The sequence below is a fragment of the Streptomyces sp. NPDC001410 genome (assembly GCF_042895235.1).
GTDB lineage: Bacteria > Actinomycetota > Actinomycetes > Streptomycetales > Streptomycetaceae > Streptomyces.
The window spans coordinates 1-14,349 of sequence record NZ_JBIAWE010000002.1; the positions used below are offsets into that span (position 1 = coordinate 1).

11 protein-coding genes and 2 rRNA genes are annotated in these 14,349 nt (G+C 71.5%); 8 read left to right on the plus strand and 5 right to left on the minus strand.

What is annotated here, in order from left to right; all coding sequences use genetic code 11:
- Both ACFY3C_RS03510 and rrf read left to right on the plus strand, forming a co-directional pair.
- Window positions 1-83: ribosomal RNA gene (locus tag ACFY3C_RS03510) — 23S ribosomal RNA — on the plus strand; the annotation flags it as partial.
- A 70-nt stretch (window positions 84-153) separates the two neighbouring features.
- A 5S ribosomal RNA gene (gene rrf, locus ACFY3C_RS03515) occupies window positions 154-270 on the plus strand.
- Window positions 271-385: 115 nt separating this feature from the next.
- Here the strand turns inward: rrf and ACFY3C_RS03520 are convergent.
- From ACFY3C_RS03520 to ACFY3C_RS03540, 5 genes are read right to left on the minus strand one after another with little or no spacing between them, the layout of a single operon-like run.
- Window positions 386-1,696: a DUF58 domain-containing protein gene (locus tag ACFY3C_RS03520; protein ID WP_390769549.1), complete on the minus strand. Its 1,311-nt coding sequence runs from the start codon at window positions 1,694-1,696 to the stop codon at window positions 386-388.
- A complete protein-coding gene (locus tag ACFY3C_RS03525) occupies window positions 1,696-2,685 on the minus strand; it encodes an AAA family ATPase (protein ID WP_386581115.1) in 990 nt (329 codons plus the stop codon). The genes ACFY3C_RS03520 and ACFY3C_RS03525 overlap by 1 nt, the downstream gene beginning before the upstream one ends.
- Window positions 2,685-3,881: a DUF4350 domain-containing protein gene (locus tag ACFY3C_RS03530; protein WP_390769550.1), complete on the minus strand. Its 1,197-nt coding sequence runs from the start codon at window positions 3,879-3,881 to the stop codon at window positions 2,685-2,687. The genes ACFY3C_RS03525 and ACFY3C_RS03530 overlap by 1 nt, the downstream gene beginning before the upstream one ends.
- Window positions 3,878-4,660, minus strand: a complete 783-nt coding sequence (locus tag ACFY3C_RS03535) for a DUF4129 domain-containing protein (protein ID WP_390769551.1) — start codon at window positions 4,658-4,660, stop codon at window positions 3,878-3,880. The genes ACFY3C_RS03530 and ACFY3C_RS03535 overlap by 4 nt, the downstream gene beginning before the upstream one ends.
- A gap of 4 nt (window positions 4,661-4,664) precedes the next feature.
- A complete protein-coding gene (locus ACFY3C_RS03540; protein ID WP_386581098.1) occupies window positions 4,665-6,059 on the minus strand; it encodes a hypothetical protein in 1,395 nt (464 codons plus the stop codon).
- Between the two features lie 140 nt (window positions 6,060-6,199).
- Here ACFY3C_RS03540 and mtnA point away from each other — a divergent pair, with 140 nt between their 5' ends.
- The 6 genes from mtnA to hpf all read left to right on the plus strand — a co-directional run bounded on the left by mtnA (window position 6,200) and on the right by hpf (window position 14,210).
- On the plus strand, window positions 6,200-7,333 hold the full coding sequence (gene mtnA / locus ACFY3C_RS03545) for an S-methyl-5-thioribose-1-phosphate isomerase (protein WP_390769552.1): 1,134 nt from the start codon (window positions 6,200-6,202) through the stop codon (window positions 7,331-7,333).
- Window positions 7,334-7,520: 187 nt separating this feature from the next.
- Complete coding sequence (gene mtrA, locus ACFY3C_RS03550) at window positions 7,521-8,210, plus strand: two-component system response regulator MtrA (RefSeq protein WP_187279108.1); 690 nt, start codon at window positions 7,521-7,523, stop codon at window positions 8,208-8,210.
- A 1-nt stretch (window position 8,211) separates the two neighbouring features.
- Window positions 8,212-10,317 carry an MtrAB system histidine kinase MtrB gene (gene mtrB, locus ACFY3C_RS03555; RefSeq protein WP_390769553.1) on the plus strand — a complete coding sequence of 702 codons (2,106 nt, stop codon included), beginning with the start codon at window positions 8,212-8,214 and terminating at the stop codon, window positions 10,315-10,317.
- Complete coding sequence (locus tag ACFY3C_RS03560) at window positions 10,307-12,151, plus strand: LpqB family beta-propeller domain-containing protein (RefSeq protein WP_390769554.1); 1,845 nt, start codon at window positions 10,307-10,309, stop codon at window positions 12,149-12,151. Before mtrB ends, ACFY3C_RS03560 begins: the two co-directional genes overlap by 11 nt.
- 186 nt (window positions 12,152-12,337) lie before the next feature.
- Window positions 12,338-13,207 (plus strand): ComF family protein, encoded by an 870-nt coding sequence (locus ACFY3C_RS03565; RefSeq protein WP_390769555.1) that lies wholly within the window; start codon window positions 12,338-12,340, stop codon window positions 13,205-13,207.
- 313 nt (window positions 13,208-13,520) lie between these two features.
- On the plus strand, window positions 13,521-14,210 hold the full coding sequence (hpf, locus tag ACFY3C_RS03570) for a ribosome hibernation-promoting factor, HPF/YfiA family (RefSeq protein ID WP_386581113.1): 690 nt from the start codon (window positions 13,521-13,523) through the stop codon (window positions 14,208-14,210).
- The last annotated feature ends 139 nt before the right edge of the window (window positions 14,211-14,349 follow it).

The window sequence follows — 14,349 nt, forward strand, 5'->3', positions numbered from 1 at the left end:
AGACGACTGGGTTGATAGGCCAGATATGGAAGCCCGGTAACGGGTGGAGTTGACTGGTACTAATAGGCCGAGGGCTTGTCCATTGATGCTCGCGTTCACTGTGTTGGTTCTGAAACCACGAACAGCCGACGGTTGTTGATTGTTTCATAGTGTTTCGGTGGTCATAGCGTGAGGGAAACGCCCGGTTACATTCCGAACCCGGAAGCTAAGCCTCACAGCGCCGATGGTACTGCAGGGGGGACCCTGTGGGAGAGTAGGACGCCGCCGAACAAATTTTGGGAAAACCCCCGCATCTTCGGATGCGGGGGTTTTCTGCGTTCAGAGTCTATTGCCCCCGGTCTATTACCTCCGGCCTGTTACCCCCGAAGGGGCGGGCAGCGGCAGGTCAGAGCCGGCCTGTCGCCTTCAGAGCGAGATATGCATCAGCCAATGCCGGCGCCAGATCGTCCGGTGTCGCGTCCACGACCGTCACCCCATGACGACGGAGTTGTTCCGCCGTGCGCTGACGTTCGCTCTGCGCCTGCGCGGCCGCGGCAGCTTCGTACACCGCCTCGGCGTTTCCTCGGGCCTGGACCATCTGGGCGATGTGCGGATCGGCCACTGAGGCGACGAGGACCGTGTGGCGCTGGGTGAGCTGGGGGAGCACGGGCAGTAGACCCTGCTCCACCGGTGCCGCGTCGAGCGTCGTGAGCAGCACGATCAGGGAGCGTCGAGGAGCCGTACGAAGAGCAGTCGCCGTGAGGCCGCGGGCGTCGGTTTCGACGAGTTCCGGCTCCAGCGTTGCCATCGCGTTGACCAGGGACGGCAGGACATCGCCGGCGGGCCGGCCCTGGACCAGGGCGCGGATCCGACGGTCGTAGGCCAGCAGATCCACACGGTCGCCGGCGCGGGAGGCGAGCGCTGCGAGAAGCAGGGCCGCGTCCAGGGAGGCGTCCAGGCGTGGGATGTCGCCCATGCGGCCGGCCGAGGTGCGGCCGGTGTCGAGGACCAGGAGGATGTGGCGGTCGCGTTCGGGTCGCCAGGTGCGGACGGCCACGGTGGACTGGCGGGCGGTGGCACGCCAGTCGATCGAGCGGGTGTCGTCGCCGGGGACGTACTCGCGCAGGCTGTCGAATTCGGTGCCCTCACCGCGGGTCAGCACGCTGGTGCGGCCGTCGAGTTCACGCAATCGTGCGAGTTTCGACGGCAGGTGCTTGCGGCTGGTGAAGGGGGGCAGGACTCGTACCGTCCAGGGAACCTTGTGGGTGCCCTGGCGGGAGAAGAGACCGAGGGGGCCGTAGGAGCGGATCGTCACGCGGTCGGCCTGGCGGTCGCCGCGGCGGGTGGGGCGCAGTCGGGTCGTCACCCGCCGGCGTTCGCCGGCCGGAATGGTGACGCGGTGGCGCGAGCTCTCGACCTCGGTGCCGGGCTGCCAGCTGCTGGGCGGCCATGCGTCCCGCAGGCGCGCCCGCAGAGGGCGGCCGGTGGGATTCGTGATCGTGAGGGTGACGTCGGCGGTTTCGCCGAGGCGTGCGGAGGTGTCGCCGGAGCGGGACAGGACGAGCCGTCGTACGGGTGCCGCGAGTGCGAAGTCGCAGGCGCAGGCCAGGGCCAGGGGACCGTTGACCGCGAGGATGCCCGTCCAGCCGGGTTCCAGGATGCCGACGGGGATCGAGCCGAGGGCCGCGAGGAGGGCGGCGCGTCCGGTGAGCGCCATCAGCGGGGGACCGGGACGTGGGCGAGGATGGCGTTGATGACGGAGTCGGCGGTCACGCCTTCCATCTCGGCTTCGGGGCGCAGCTGGACGCGGTGGCGCAGGGTGGGCAGGGCGAGGGCCTTCACATCGTCGGGGATGACGTAGTCGCGGCCGGTCAGCCAGGCCCAGGCCCGCGAGGTGGCGAGCAGGGCGGTGGCGCCGCGCGGGGAGACGCCGAGGGTGAGGGACGGCGACTCGCGGGTGGCGCGGCAGATGTCCACCACGTAGGCCGTGATCTCGGGGGAGACGGTCGTCTTGGCGACGGCGGCGCGGGCCGCGTCGAGGTCGGCCCGACCGGCGACCGGGCGGATGCCGGCGGCGTGCAGGTCGCGCGGGTTGAAGCCCGAGGCGTGGCGGGTGAGGACGTCGATCTCGTCCTGGCGGGAGGGCAGAGGGACCGTCAGCTTGAGGAGAAAGCGGTCCAGTTGGGCCTCGGGGAGGGGGTAGGTGCCCTCGTACTCGACCGGGTTCTGGGTCGCGGCCACCAGGAACGGCTCGGGCAGCAGGCGCGGGGTGCCATCGACCGTGACCTGGCGTTCCTCCATGGCTTCCAGCAGCGAGGACTGGGTCTTCGGCGGGGTGCGGTTGATCTCGTCCGCCAGAAGGAGGTTGGTGAAGACCGGGCCGGGCTGGAAGGAGAACTCGGCGGTGTGGGTGTCGTAGACGAGGGAGCCGGTGACGTCGCTCGGCATCAGGTCGGGGGTGAACTGGACACGCTTGGTGTCGAGTTCGAGCGCGGATGCGAGTGCGCGGACGAGCAACGTTTTGGCGACTCCGGGGACTCCTTCAAGGAGAACGTGTCCGCGGCAGAGAAGGGCGACGACGAGGCCGGTCACGGCGGGGTCCTGGCCGACCACGGCTTTGGCGATCTCGGCGCGCAGGGCTTCCAGGGAGGCCCGGGCGGCAGCCGAGTCCCCGGTGTTCCCGGCGTTGTCAGTGGTCGGGTCCATCATGGACGGCGTACCTCTCTTTCGAGGGCGTCGAGTTGGTCGGTGAGTGCGATGAGCGCCGCGTCGTCGCCGGGCGGCGGTCCGAAGAGCAATGAGTGCAGGGCCTGTCCGTCGCCGTTGAGGTGGGCGGACAGAGCGGGGAGCAGAGCTTCGGGCGCGTGCGCCTGGGCGACGGGGACGCCGACGAGGGGGGCGAGGCGCGTGCGGGTGGTGGAGCGAAGAGCGGCGGCCGCGCGGTCGCGGGCGTTGGCCTTGCGGTAGAGGCGGGCGCGGCCTTCGGCGGTTTCGGAGGCGCGGATCGCGACGGGGAGTTTCTCGGGCACGAGGGGGCCGAACCGGCGTGCCCGCCAGAAGGCGGCGAGGGCCGCGGCGATGAACAGCTGCAGGGTGCCCCAGAGCCAGCCCGAGGGGAGCAGGTCGAGGAAGCTCTTCCGTTCGCCGGTGTCGGCGGCGGAGGCGTCGGAGAGCGAGGGGAGGTACCAGACCAGATGGGGGCGGGAGCCGAGGAGTTGGAGGGCGAGCGAGGCGTTGCCCTGTTCGTCGAGGCGCTTGTTGAGGAAGATGTCGGGCGCGCCGAGCACGACGGTGTCGCCGTCCCCGGAGGCCGCCGGAAGGCGGAGCAGGGTGGCGAGGCGTTGGCTGGGGTAGCAGGAGTCGGCGTAGAGGTGCGTGGTGGTGTAGCGGATGCCGCCGGTGTCGGCGCTGCCCGCGCGCCGGGCTTCGGGCAGGGTGCAGTGGGGGGTGAGCGTCGAGTCGAAGCTGGTGGCGGGGTCCGCGGTGACCCCGGGGGCGAGTCGCTCGACGGACGAGCTGCCGGCGGCGACGAGGAGGGTGCGGCCACCGGAGTTCGCCACGGCCGAGTGCAGCCTGGTCTGTTGACGGGGCGTCAGAAGGTCGGGTACGGCCACGAGAAGCGTGGTGTCCGGGCCGGCGGCGGCGCGTGCCGCGCCGAGCGAGGTGACCACACGCGTGGAGACGCCCCGGTCGGCGAGGAGTTCGGCGACGGCGCGGCTGCCGTAGGGGTCTGCGGAGCGCGGGTCGAGTTCGCCGTGACGGGTCTGGGAGCGGACGGCGGCCATCGCGACGCCGGCGATCAGGATCAGCACGACGGCGAGGACGACGCCTCGCCCACGAGTCCAGATCTGGCGGGCGGTGGGCGACGCCGACGTGGTCGGCAGCGTGGCCTCGGCGGTCATCCGGCGGCCCCCTGGCTGGTGTTGTGGGCCGTGCTGGTGGCGCTGTTGGCGAGGACCGGCCGGGTGCGTTCCAGGTCGCGGTCGAGTTCGGCGATCCGCTGGTACGACTGCTCGCTCGCTCTGCGCCCACCGTATGTGACGTCGTCGAACTCCCGGGCGGCGGAGCGCAGTCGGTCCGTGTGCGTGGGGAGAGTGCGGCCGGCCTCGGCGGCGGCTTCGTCGGCGGTGCGGCCGGGCCGGACGTCGAGCAGGGTTCGCTCCTCCAGGGAGCGGACGATGGCCCGCATGCGTTCCTGGACGGCCTGGTTCCAGTGGCCCTGGGCGGCGTGTGCCTCGCTGGCCGCGCGGTGTTCGGCGGCACTGCGGGGGCGCTCGTCGAACAGGGCCGCGGTGGAGACTGGTTGGCGGCGCGGAGTGCCCAGGCGCCACCACAGGGCGGCCAGCACGGCGACGACGAACAGGACGACGACGAGCAGGCCGAGCGTGCCGCCAGGTGTGGCGCCGGCGGCTGTGCTGAACAGCTTGTCCAGCCAGTCCCAGAAGGCGTTCAGGGCGCGCTGGAGCAGGCTGGGGTCGTTCTCGTGGTACATCCGCCTGGACAGCTCACGGCGCGCCGCCTCCCGGGCGGGATCGCGCGGGATGGTCACGGGTGGCTCGTCGCCCGAGCCGCCGGCCGCCAGGAGTGTGGTGTGTGCCGCGCCCAGCAGGCCTCGTACGGCCGATCCGGCGGCGCCCGGCAGGGCCGGGGCCGCCGTGAGAACTCCCCCCGTCAGGCTCACCGCATCAGCTCCCCGGGACGGGGCCGGGCGTGCCGGTGCCGTGGTCCTGGACGCCGGCGGCGCGGGCCAGTTCGAGGTCGAGGGCCTCGCGGCGGATGCGCTGGTCGATGTACAGGAGCACGGTGACGCCCGCGTTGATCGGGAGCGTGATCATGGTGCCGATCACCGAACCGATGCCGCTGATGATCAGGAAGCTCCAGCCGGGGCTCTGGGCCTGGGTGGCGAAGAGGCCCGTCATCCCGTCGCCGCTGACGGCGGCCGCCAGGAGGGTGAAGGGGATCACGACGAGCGACGAGACGATGTTGGCGATGAGCCCGGCGAGCAGCTGGATGCCGAGGACGCGCCACCAGGAGCCGCGGACCAGCTTCGCGGAGCGGCTCATCGACTTCACGATGCTCTGGCGCTCCAGCATCAGGGCGGGCGAGGCCAGGGAGAAGCGAACCGTCAGCCACACCGCGACGACGGCGGCGGCGAGGACGCCCAGGATGACGACCGCGATGCTGGCTCCCTCGTTTCCGCCGGCGACGGCGATGAGGATGCCGGGCAGTGCGCCGCAGAGCAGCACACCGACGGTGATGAGGCCCAGCAGGAGGAGCAGTCCGGCCAGCTTCGGCATCTGCGGGCGGGCGTCCCGCCAGGCCTCGCCGGTGCTGACCGGCTTGCCGAGGACGGCGCGGCTGGTGACCGTCGTGAGCAGGGCGGTCGCGACGATGGTGCCGACGACGGTGATCACGGCCACGAGACTGGTGCCGGCCATCACCGCGCCCACGGCCTGGAGTATCTCGCTCGGCGTGGCGCTGCGGTCGTTGAGGGCGCTGGTGGTCTCGCCGTCGTTCAGCAGGAAGCCCTGCAGGAGGATCACGCTCAGCTGGGTGAGGACCGAGACGGTGAGCGAGATGCCGAGGACCGTGCGCCAGTAGGTGCGCATGGTGGAGACGGCACCGTCGAGGATCTCGCCGACGCCGAGCGGGCGCAGCGGGATCACGCCGGGCTTGGCAGCGGGCGGGGGACCGCCCCAACCGCCGCCCCAGCCTCCGTAGCCGCCGGGGGTGCCGTAGCCGCCAGGAGGGCCGTAGCCGCCGGGAGGACCGCTGTACGAGCCGCCTCCGTGCCCGCCGGGCTGTCCGCCGCCGTACCCGCCGCCCCAGCCCGGGCCGGGCGGTGGAGGTGGCGGGGCCTGGCCGGGGCTCGGGGGACCCGTGGGCGCAGACCACTGGCCGGGCGGCGGCTGTTCCTTGGACCACTTCGGGCCTGGGCCCTGCGGGTCTGTGCCAGGCTGCGCGGCCGGCTCGGCGGGGCCGGGACGGTCGGTGGGCTCGGCGGGGCCGGACGCGCCGGGTTCCCGCCCGTCGGGCGACGGGGCGGATCCGGGCGAGGCCCAGCCCGGAGTGTCTGTCATCGATGCTCCTCTACGGTGCCCGTCCGCGGTCGCGACGGCAGGTTGGCAGACATCGTGCCATGGGGTGGTCATCGCGTGACCGGCCGCGGTAGGAGCTGGACGCCTTCAATTGTCCGCCGGATACGGGGCAGACTGACCGCATGGCTGATCAGTACGCGCAAACCGGCGAGGACAAGCGGCCGACCGAAATACCCGTGCTCCGATGGGAGGAACCACCCGAAGGTCCTGTACTGGTCCTTCTCGACCAGACGAGGCTGCCCGGCGAAGAGATCGAGCTGGTGTGCACGGACGCGCCCGCTCTGGTGGAGGCGATCCGTTCGCTCGCCGTGCGTGGGGCGCCGCTGCTCGGGATCGCGGGGGCGTACGGCGTCGCGCTCGCCGCCGCGCGGGGCTTCGACGTGGAGGAGGCCGCGCGGGCGCTCGAGGGTGCCCGGCCGACCGCGGTGAACCTCTCCGTCGGGGTGCACCGAGCCGAGTCCGCCTACCGCGCGGCGCTCGCGAGTACCGGCGACACCACCGCGGCGGCGACGGCGGCGCTGACCGCCGCGCGGACGCTGCACCGGGAGGACGCCGAGGCCAGCGCCCGGATGGCCGCCCACGGCCTGGCGCTGCTGGACGAACTACTGCCGGGCGGGGGGCAGCGGATCCTGACCCACTGCAACAGCGGATCGCTGGTGTCGGGCGGAGAAGGCACGGCGTTCGCGGTGGCTCTCGCAGCGCACCGTGCGGGGCGGCTGCGGCGGCTGTGGGTGGACGAGACGCGTCCGCTGCTGCAAGGCGCTCGTCTGACGGCGTACGAGGCGGCTCGCCACGGCATGGCGTACACCTTGCTCACCGACAACGCGGCCGGTTCCCTGTTCGCGGCGGGTGAGGTGGATGCGGTGCTGATCGGGGCGGACCGGATCGCGGCCGACGGTTCGGTGGCGAACAAGGTGGGGAGCTATCCGCTCGCGGTGCTCGCGCGGTACCACCATGTGCCGTTCATAGCGGTGGCGCCGGTGACGACGGTCGACCCGCAGACGCCGGACGGGGCGTCCATAGAGGTCGAGCAGCGCCCTGGTTTCGAGGTGACCGAGGTCACATTGCCGCAGGTGCCCGTGACGGGAGCGGGAGGCGGGATTCCGGTGGCACCCCTGGGGTCCCAGGCGTACAACCCGGCGTTCGACGTGACGCCGCCCGAGTTGGTGACGGCGATAGTCACCGAGGAGGGGGCCGTTTCTCCTGTGACGGCCGAGGCACTTGCGGAGCTGTGTGCCAGGTCGCGCCAACGGTGAACCGCCCGTCCAGCGCATCGACACCCCAACCCCCACAATCGATCTGGACAGCCCCGGCACGGCCCGCCGGTGATCATGGGGCGGTCCATGTCGGTGGACGAGGGCAGACAGTGACCGGCTCCTACGACTATCGTCACGAGGCCGTGACCTGCCTCACCAGGGCGCCTGTCGCTGTTATGAGAATGGGATGATGTCGTTTATGAAGGGACGAGTCCTTGTCGTCGACGACGACACCGCACTGGCCGAGATGCTCGGCATCGTGCTGCGTGGTGAAGGTTTTGAGCCGTCTTTCGTAGCCGACGGCGACAAGGCGCTGGCCGCTTTCCGTGAGTCCAAGCCCGACCTGGTACTGCTCGACCTGATGCTGCCCGGCCGGGACGGCATCGAGGTGTGCCGCCTGATCAGGGCGGAGTCCGGCGTGCCGATCGTGATGCTCACGGCCAAGAGCGACACCGTCGACGTCGTCGTGGGTCTGGAGTCGGGCGCCGACGACTACATCGTGAAGCCGTTCAAGCCGAAGGAGCTTGTGGCCCGGATCCGGGCGCGGCTCAGGAGGTCGGAGGAGCCGGCGCCGGAGCAGCTCACCATCGGTGACCTGGTCATCGACGTGGCCGGGCACTCGGTGAAGCGGGACGGGCAGTCGATCGCGCTGACCCCGCTGGAGTTCGACCTGCTGGTCGCGCTGGCCCGCAAGCCGTGGCAGGTGTTCACGCGTGAGGTGCTGCTCGAGCAGGTGTGGGGCTATCGTCACGCCGCCGACACGCGGCTCGTCAACGTGCACGTCCAGCGGCTGCGCTCCAAGGTCGAGAAGGACCCGGAGCGGCCGGAGATCGTGGTGACCGTCCGTGGTGTCGGTTACAAGGCCGGACCGAGCTGACATGTCCGGGGACAGGACCGCTTCGGCTCCCGGCCGGTCCGGGGCCCGTCCGGGGCGGCCTGTCGGCCGGAAGGCGGCGGGTTCGGGCTGGGGACGCTTCTTCGAGGGCGGGCTGCTGCAGGGCGGGGTCCAGGGCAGTCCGGTCGTCCGCCTGTTCATGCGCTGGGTGCGCCGTCCGCTGCTGCCCGTCATGCGGCTGTGGCGGCGCAACATCCAGCTGCGGGTCGTCGCCACGACGCTGCTGATGTCGCTGGGTGTCGTCCTGCTGCTGGGCTTCGTCGTGATCGGGCAGGTGCGCAACGGCCTGCTGGACGCGAAGGTGAAGGCGTCGCAGAGCCAGGCCACCGGCGGGTTCGCGGTGGCCAAGCAGAAGGCGGACGAGGCCGCCAGCGGCACGGGTACGGGTACCGGCAGTGGTGACGGCACCGAGACGGCCGACGGACGGCAGTCGCAGAACGTCATCCCGTGGATGAGCGATCTCGTGGAGTCGCTCTCCAGCGGCGGTGCCGGTGCCTTCGACGTCGTGACGCTCCCTGTGGGTGACGACAGCGGCGGCGGGCGCAGCCCGCGCGGCTCCGGAAAAGTCGACCCTTCCTCCAGCGTGCCCGCCGATCTGCGCGACCGGATCAACAGCAGTACGACGGCCGCCCAGAGCTACACCCGGATCGTCTACTCCAACGGCAAGGAGTCCCAGCCGGCGCTGGTCATCGGCAAGCAGGTCAACGACCCCAACGGTCACCCCTACGAGCTGTACTACCTCTTCCCGCTCACGCAGGAGGAGAAGTCGCTCAGCCTGGTCAAGGGCACGCTGGCGACCGCCGGGCTCTTCGTCGTCGTACTCCTGGGCGCCATCGCCTGGCTGGTGGTGCGGCAGGTCGTCACTCCGGTGCGGATGGCGGCCGGGATCGCGGAGCGGCTGTCCGCCGGGCGGCTGCAGGAGCGGATGAAGGTCACCGGCGAGGACGACATCGCCCGTCTGGGCGAGGCCTTCAACAAGATGGCGCAGAACCTCCAGCTGAAGATCCAGCAGCTGGAGGACCTGTCACGGATGCAGCGGCGGTTCGTCTCCGACGTGTCGCACGAGCTGCGTACGCCGCTGACGACCGTACGGATGGCCGCCGACGTCATCCACGAGGCCCGCGAGGACTTCGATCCGGTCACCGCGCGGTCGGCCGAGCTGCTCGCCGACCAGCTGGACCGGTTCGAGTCGCTGCTCGCGGACCTGCTGGAGATCAGCCGCTTCGACGCCGGTGCCGCGGCGCTGGAGGCCGAGCCGATAGACCTCAGGGAGGTCGTGCGGCGGGTCGTCGGCGGCGCCGAGCCGCTCGCCGAGCGCAAGGGCACGCACATACGTGTCGTCGGTGACCAGCAGCCCGTCGTAGCCGAGGCCGACGCCCGGCGGTTGGAGCGCGTACTGCGCAACCTCGTCGTCAACGCCGTCGAGCACGGTGAGGGCAAGGACGTCGTCGTCAAGCTGGCCTCCGCGGGCGGCGCGGTCGCCATCGCAGTGCGCGACTACGGCGTCGGACTCAAGCCCGGCGAGGCGACCCGCGTCTTCAGCCGCTTCTGGCGGGCCGACCCGGCACGCGCGCGTACCACCGGCGGTACGGGCCTCGGGCTGTCGATCGCCCTGGAGGACGCCCGGCTGCACGGCGGCTGGCTGCAGGCCTGGGGTGAGCCGGGCGGCGGCTCGCAGTTCCGGCTGACGCTGCCGCGGACCGCGGACGAACCGCTGCGCGGCTCTCCGATACCGCTGGAGCCCAAGGACTCGCGGCGCAACCGAGGGCTCGACGACGCCGGCCTGCCCCGCGGGGGCGAGGAGAAGCGGGCGACCGTTCCGGTGCAGCCGGGCGGCGGCCAGGTGCCGCCACTGCCCGCGCGCGCCCCGATCGCCCCGCGCCTGGCCTCCGTCACCCCGGCCGCCGACCCGACCGCGCTGCCCGGCAGCGGCAACGGCGCGCGTGTCGTTCCCCGGCCCGCCGGCGGCGCCCGGCGACCCGACGACAGGCCCGCGGCCGGTCCGGCATCCGACACACAAGCGGGCCGTCCGGATCCGGCCGGGCCCAAGGACTTGACCGAGCCAGGGGAGGCATTTCGTGGGCGCTGACCGCGAGGGGGGCGTCCGGCGCAGGCCGGGACGCGCGGTGGCCTACTCGGTCTGTGGGGCTGTTCTGCTGGCCGGGTGTGCCTCGATGCCCGACAGCGGGGACCTGCGGGACGTCGAGTCCACGCCGCGGCAGGACACCGGAGTGCGCGTGTTCGCCATGCCGCCCGCCGAGGACGCCGAGCCCGGCGAGATCATGCAGGGCTTCCTGGAGGCCCTGACCAGCGACGATCCGCAGTACGACACCGCCCGCAAGTACCTGACCGCCGATGCCGCGCGCACCTGGCGGCCGGAGAGGTCGGCCACCGTCCTCTTGAACGGACCGAGTGCCGTGCCCGGCCAGCAGCATCCCGGCGGCCGGGATGCGACCGACAGCGGCAGCCTCACCTACGTCCTGACCGGCAGCATGGTCGCCACGGTCGGCGCGCAGCAGGCGTACAAGCCCGCCGCCGGGTCCTACAGCGAGAAGGTGCACCTCACCAAGGACGCCAAGAGCGGGCAGTGGCGCATCGACGCGCTGCCCCAGGGCGTCGTGATGGGCAAGTCGGACTTCCAGCGCAACTACACGTCCGTCAACAAGTACTACTTCGCCTCCGCCACGACGGTCGGGGCGACCGGGCAGCCGGTGGCGGTCGCCGACCCGGTGTTCGTCCGCAGCAAGGTGGACCCGATGACCCAGATGGTGCGGTCGCTGCTGAGCGGGCCGACCAGGTGGCTCGGGCCGGTGGTCAGGTCCAGCTTCCCGACCGGTACGGCCCTGCAGGAGGGCGTGTCGGGGCTGGCGCCGGACGACCAGAACAGGCTGACGGTGCCGCTGAACTCGAAGGTCTCCCATGCCGGCGCCGCCAAGTGCACGGAGATGGCGACCCAGTTGCTGTTCACGCTGCGGAACCTGACGCCGACGCTGGAGTCGGTCGAGCTGCAGGGGCCCGGCCGGCACCGGCTGTGCGACCTCACCGAGGAGCGCGCCGAGTCCGTCGCCTGGCACGCATCGGCCTCGGCCCAGAGCCCCGAGTACCTGTACTTCCTCGACGGCAAGCACCGCCTGGTGCGGCTGCCCACCGGGAGCGCGGGGACCAGCGCCGTTCCGGTGCCGGGCCCGCTGGGGGAGGGCGAGAAGGAGCTGCAGTCGGTGGCCGTCTCGCGGGACGAACACACCGTGGCCGGGATCGGTGCCGACGGGAAGGCGCTGTACGTGACCTCGCTGGCGTCGGGCGGTTCGCTAGGGGAAGCGGTGGTCAGCAGCCAGGGGGCGACCGCGACCGACCGGCTGACCACACCGAGTTGGGACGCCCGCGGCGACCTGTGGGTGGCCGACCGCGACCCGCGCCATCCGAAGCTGTACGTCCTCGAGCAGGGCGTCGGCAAGCCGGTGGAGGTCACCATCCCGGACGGACGCATCCGCGACGTGCGGGTGGCCGCCGACGGCGTGCGGGTCGCGCTGGTCGTGGAGAAGGACGACAAGCAGCAGTCCCTGCTCATCGGCCGGATCGAGCGCGACGACAAGTCGGGGGCCCGTCCCGCGGTCCGCGAACTGCGCTCCGCCGCCCCCGATCTGGAGCAGGTCACGACCATGTCCTGGGCCGGGGACAGCCGGCTCGTCGTGGTCGGCCTGGAGCAGGGGGGCGTGCATCAGATGCGGTACGTCCAGGTCGACGGCTCCGCCCTGGACGGTCCGGCGCCCGCGGCCCTGTCGGGTGTGAAGGCGATCGCCGCGTCCGAGGACGAACGGGTGCCGATGGTGGCCTACTCGGAGGACGGGATCGTACGACTGCCGTCCGGGGCTCAGTGGCAGAAGGTGGACAAGGACGGGACAGCGCCGGTCTATCCGGGCTGAGAACCCCGTCCCACAGGGACGTCCGCCTCGCGTGGACGTCCCTCCTGCGCAGACGCCCGTTCCGCGGGCATGTCCATACGGCCCTCACTCGTGTGGGTGATGGTCGGTGGGCGTTGTTCCGGACTGTCCACAGGGCGTTTTCCACAGGGGTGGCCGGTCGTCCCGGGCGTTGGCACAGTGGTGGACATGCGGGGGTGGTGGCGGGACCTCACCGACCTGGTGCTGCCGGCCGACTGCGCGGGCTGCGGGGCACCTCGTACGGAGCTGTGCCTGCGGTGCCGCACCGCACTGGGCGGAGCCGCGCCGCGCCGGGTGCGGCCGGTGCCGGAGCCGCCGGGGCTGCCGGTGGTGCACGCGGCGGTTCCCTACGCGGGGGAGGTGCGGGCTCTCCTCCTCGCCCACAAGGAGCGCGGCGCGCTGGCGCTCGCAGGGGCTTTGGGAGCGGCCCTGGCAGGGGCTGTGCGGGCGTGTCCCGGGCCGGGTGGGCCCGGTGCAGGGCCCATGGGACGGCGGGGGCCCGGGAGCGTGCTGCTCGTCCCCGTGCCCTCCGCCCGGTGGGCCGTGCGGGCTCGTGGGCACGATCCGGTGCGGCGGATGGCGCTCGCGGCGGCCGGTGAGCTGCGGCGCACCGGGACACCGGCCCGGGTGGCCGCCGTGCTGCGGCAGCGGCGGGCGGTGGCGGACCAGGCGGAGCTCGACGCCAGGCAGCGCCTGGAGAACCTCGCCGGCGCGCTGGAGGTGACGGCAGGCGGGGAGCGGCTGCTCGCCGGGGGCCGCCTCGTGGTCGTCGACGACCTGATGACGACGGGAGCGAGCCTTGCGGAGGCGGCGCGGGCGTTGCGGGAGGCGCTCGTATCACGCCGCAATGGGGGAACGGCTGTGTACGCGGCCGGAACTCGGGAAGGAAGGGGGGAACGACGGATCGGAGCACGGCCGGACAGGAAGAACTGGGTGCATGGTGCACCGGAAATAGTGGCGCCGAACGTCATCGGAGAGGCGCTCCACGCAGCCGTGGTCGCCGCTCCGAGGGATTCCTTTGAAATAAACAGGAACTGAGCACCTACCTGCATCGTTGCAGGTAGTGAGAGGGTCAATTCACCTGAACGGAGGTACGCATCGGTAGAGGGTGACGACATCCGTCCGGGCGAGATATGTTCGGTTGTGAGGAAAGGCGCAGGCCACACCTCTCATATCCGAATGCTGTGCTGCGGGTTTTCCGCAATCACCCGCAGCACTGGGGTGGAGATCTTGCCCATGGGGGAGGAGGAGGCGAAGTCACCGAGTCCGAGGTTCCGGGGCTCACCGGGACCTGGTGCAAAAGGGAGATGCTCCGCCGATGGAGCGGAGCGATCCGGGAACGGAGTTCTGCGTGGACATCGTCGTCAAGGGCCGCAAGACCGAGGTGCCCGAGCGGTTCCGCAAGCACGTGGCCGAGAAGCTGAACCTGGAGAAGATCCAGAAGCTCGATGGCAAGGTGATCAGCCTCGACGTCGAGGTGTCCAAGGAGCCCAACCCCCGTCAGGCCGACCGATGTGACCGAGTGGAGATCACACTCAGGTCCCGCGGTCCGGTGATCCGGGCGGAGGCAGCGGCCAGCGATCCGTATGCGGCACTCGACATGGCGGCGGAGAAGCTGGACGCCCGGCTGCGCAAGCAGCACGACAAGCGGTTCTCGCGCCGCGGCGCCCGCCGGATCTCGGCGGCGGAGGTTCCCGACCACGTCCCGGGCGTGGCGACACTCAACGGCAACGGCCTCCCCGTCCACGAGGACGAGTCGGACGGAGTGCCGACCAAGAAGATCGGCTCGCTGGAGGTCAAGGGCGAAGGTCCCCTGATCGTCCGCGAGAAGACGCACGTCGCCTCCCCGATGAGCCTCGACCAGGCCCTCTACGAGATGGAACTGGTCGGCCACGACTTCTACTTGTTCGTCGACTCCGAGACCAAGGAACCGAGTGTCGTCTACCGGCGGCACGCCTACGACTACGGCGTCATCCACCTCAGCACCGAAGCGATGGTCGCTGAGGCGCCCCCGGCGGCAGGGGGCACGCTGGGTGGCTGACCCACCCGGCCGAAGCTGAGCGGTGCCCCTGGAAGCGCGCGTGCGCCCCCAGGGGCACCCGTGTGCGACCACTTCGCGCCCCGCTCGTCACCTCGGCGCCGTCCGGGCATGAAATCATGACCGCACCGGCCCAACCGGT

Coding starts and splice junctions, on each gene's coding strand:
- mtrA (WP_187279108.1), top strand. CDS start 7,521: ATGATGTCGTTTATGAAGGGACGAGTCCTTGTCGTCGACGACGACACC.
- ACFY3C_RS03530 (WP_390769550.1), bottom strand. CDS start 3,881: ATGACCGCCGAGGCCACGCTGCCGACCACGTCGGCGTCGCCCACCGCC.
- ACFY3C_RS03520 (WP_390769549.1), bottom strand. CDS start 1,696: ATGGCGCTCACCGGACGCGCCGCCCTCCTCGCGGCCCTCGGCTCGATC.
- ACFY3C_RS03525 (WP_386581115.1), bottom strand. CDS start 2,685: ATGGACCCGACCACTGACAACGCCGGGAACACCGGGGACTCGGCTGCC.
- ACFY3C_RS03540 (WP_386581098.1), bottom strand. CDS start 6,059: ATGACAGACACTCCGGGCTGGGCCTCGCCCGGATCCGCCCCGTCGCCC.
- mtrB (WP_390769553.1), top strand. CDS start 8,212: ATGTCCGGGGACAGGACCGCTTCGGCTCCCGGCCGGTCCGGGGCCCGT.
- mtnA (WP_390769552.1), top strand. CDS start 6,200: ATGGCTGATCAGTACGCGCAAACCGGCGAGGACAAGCGGCCGACCGAA.
- ACFY3C_RS03565 (WP_390769555.1), top strand. CDS start 12,338: ATGCGGGGGTGGTGGCGGGACCTCACCGACCTGGTGCTGCCGGCCGAC.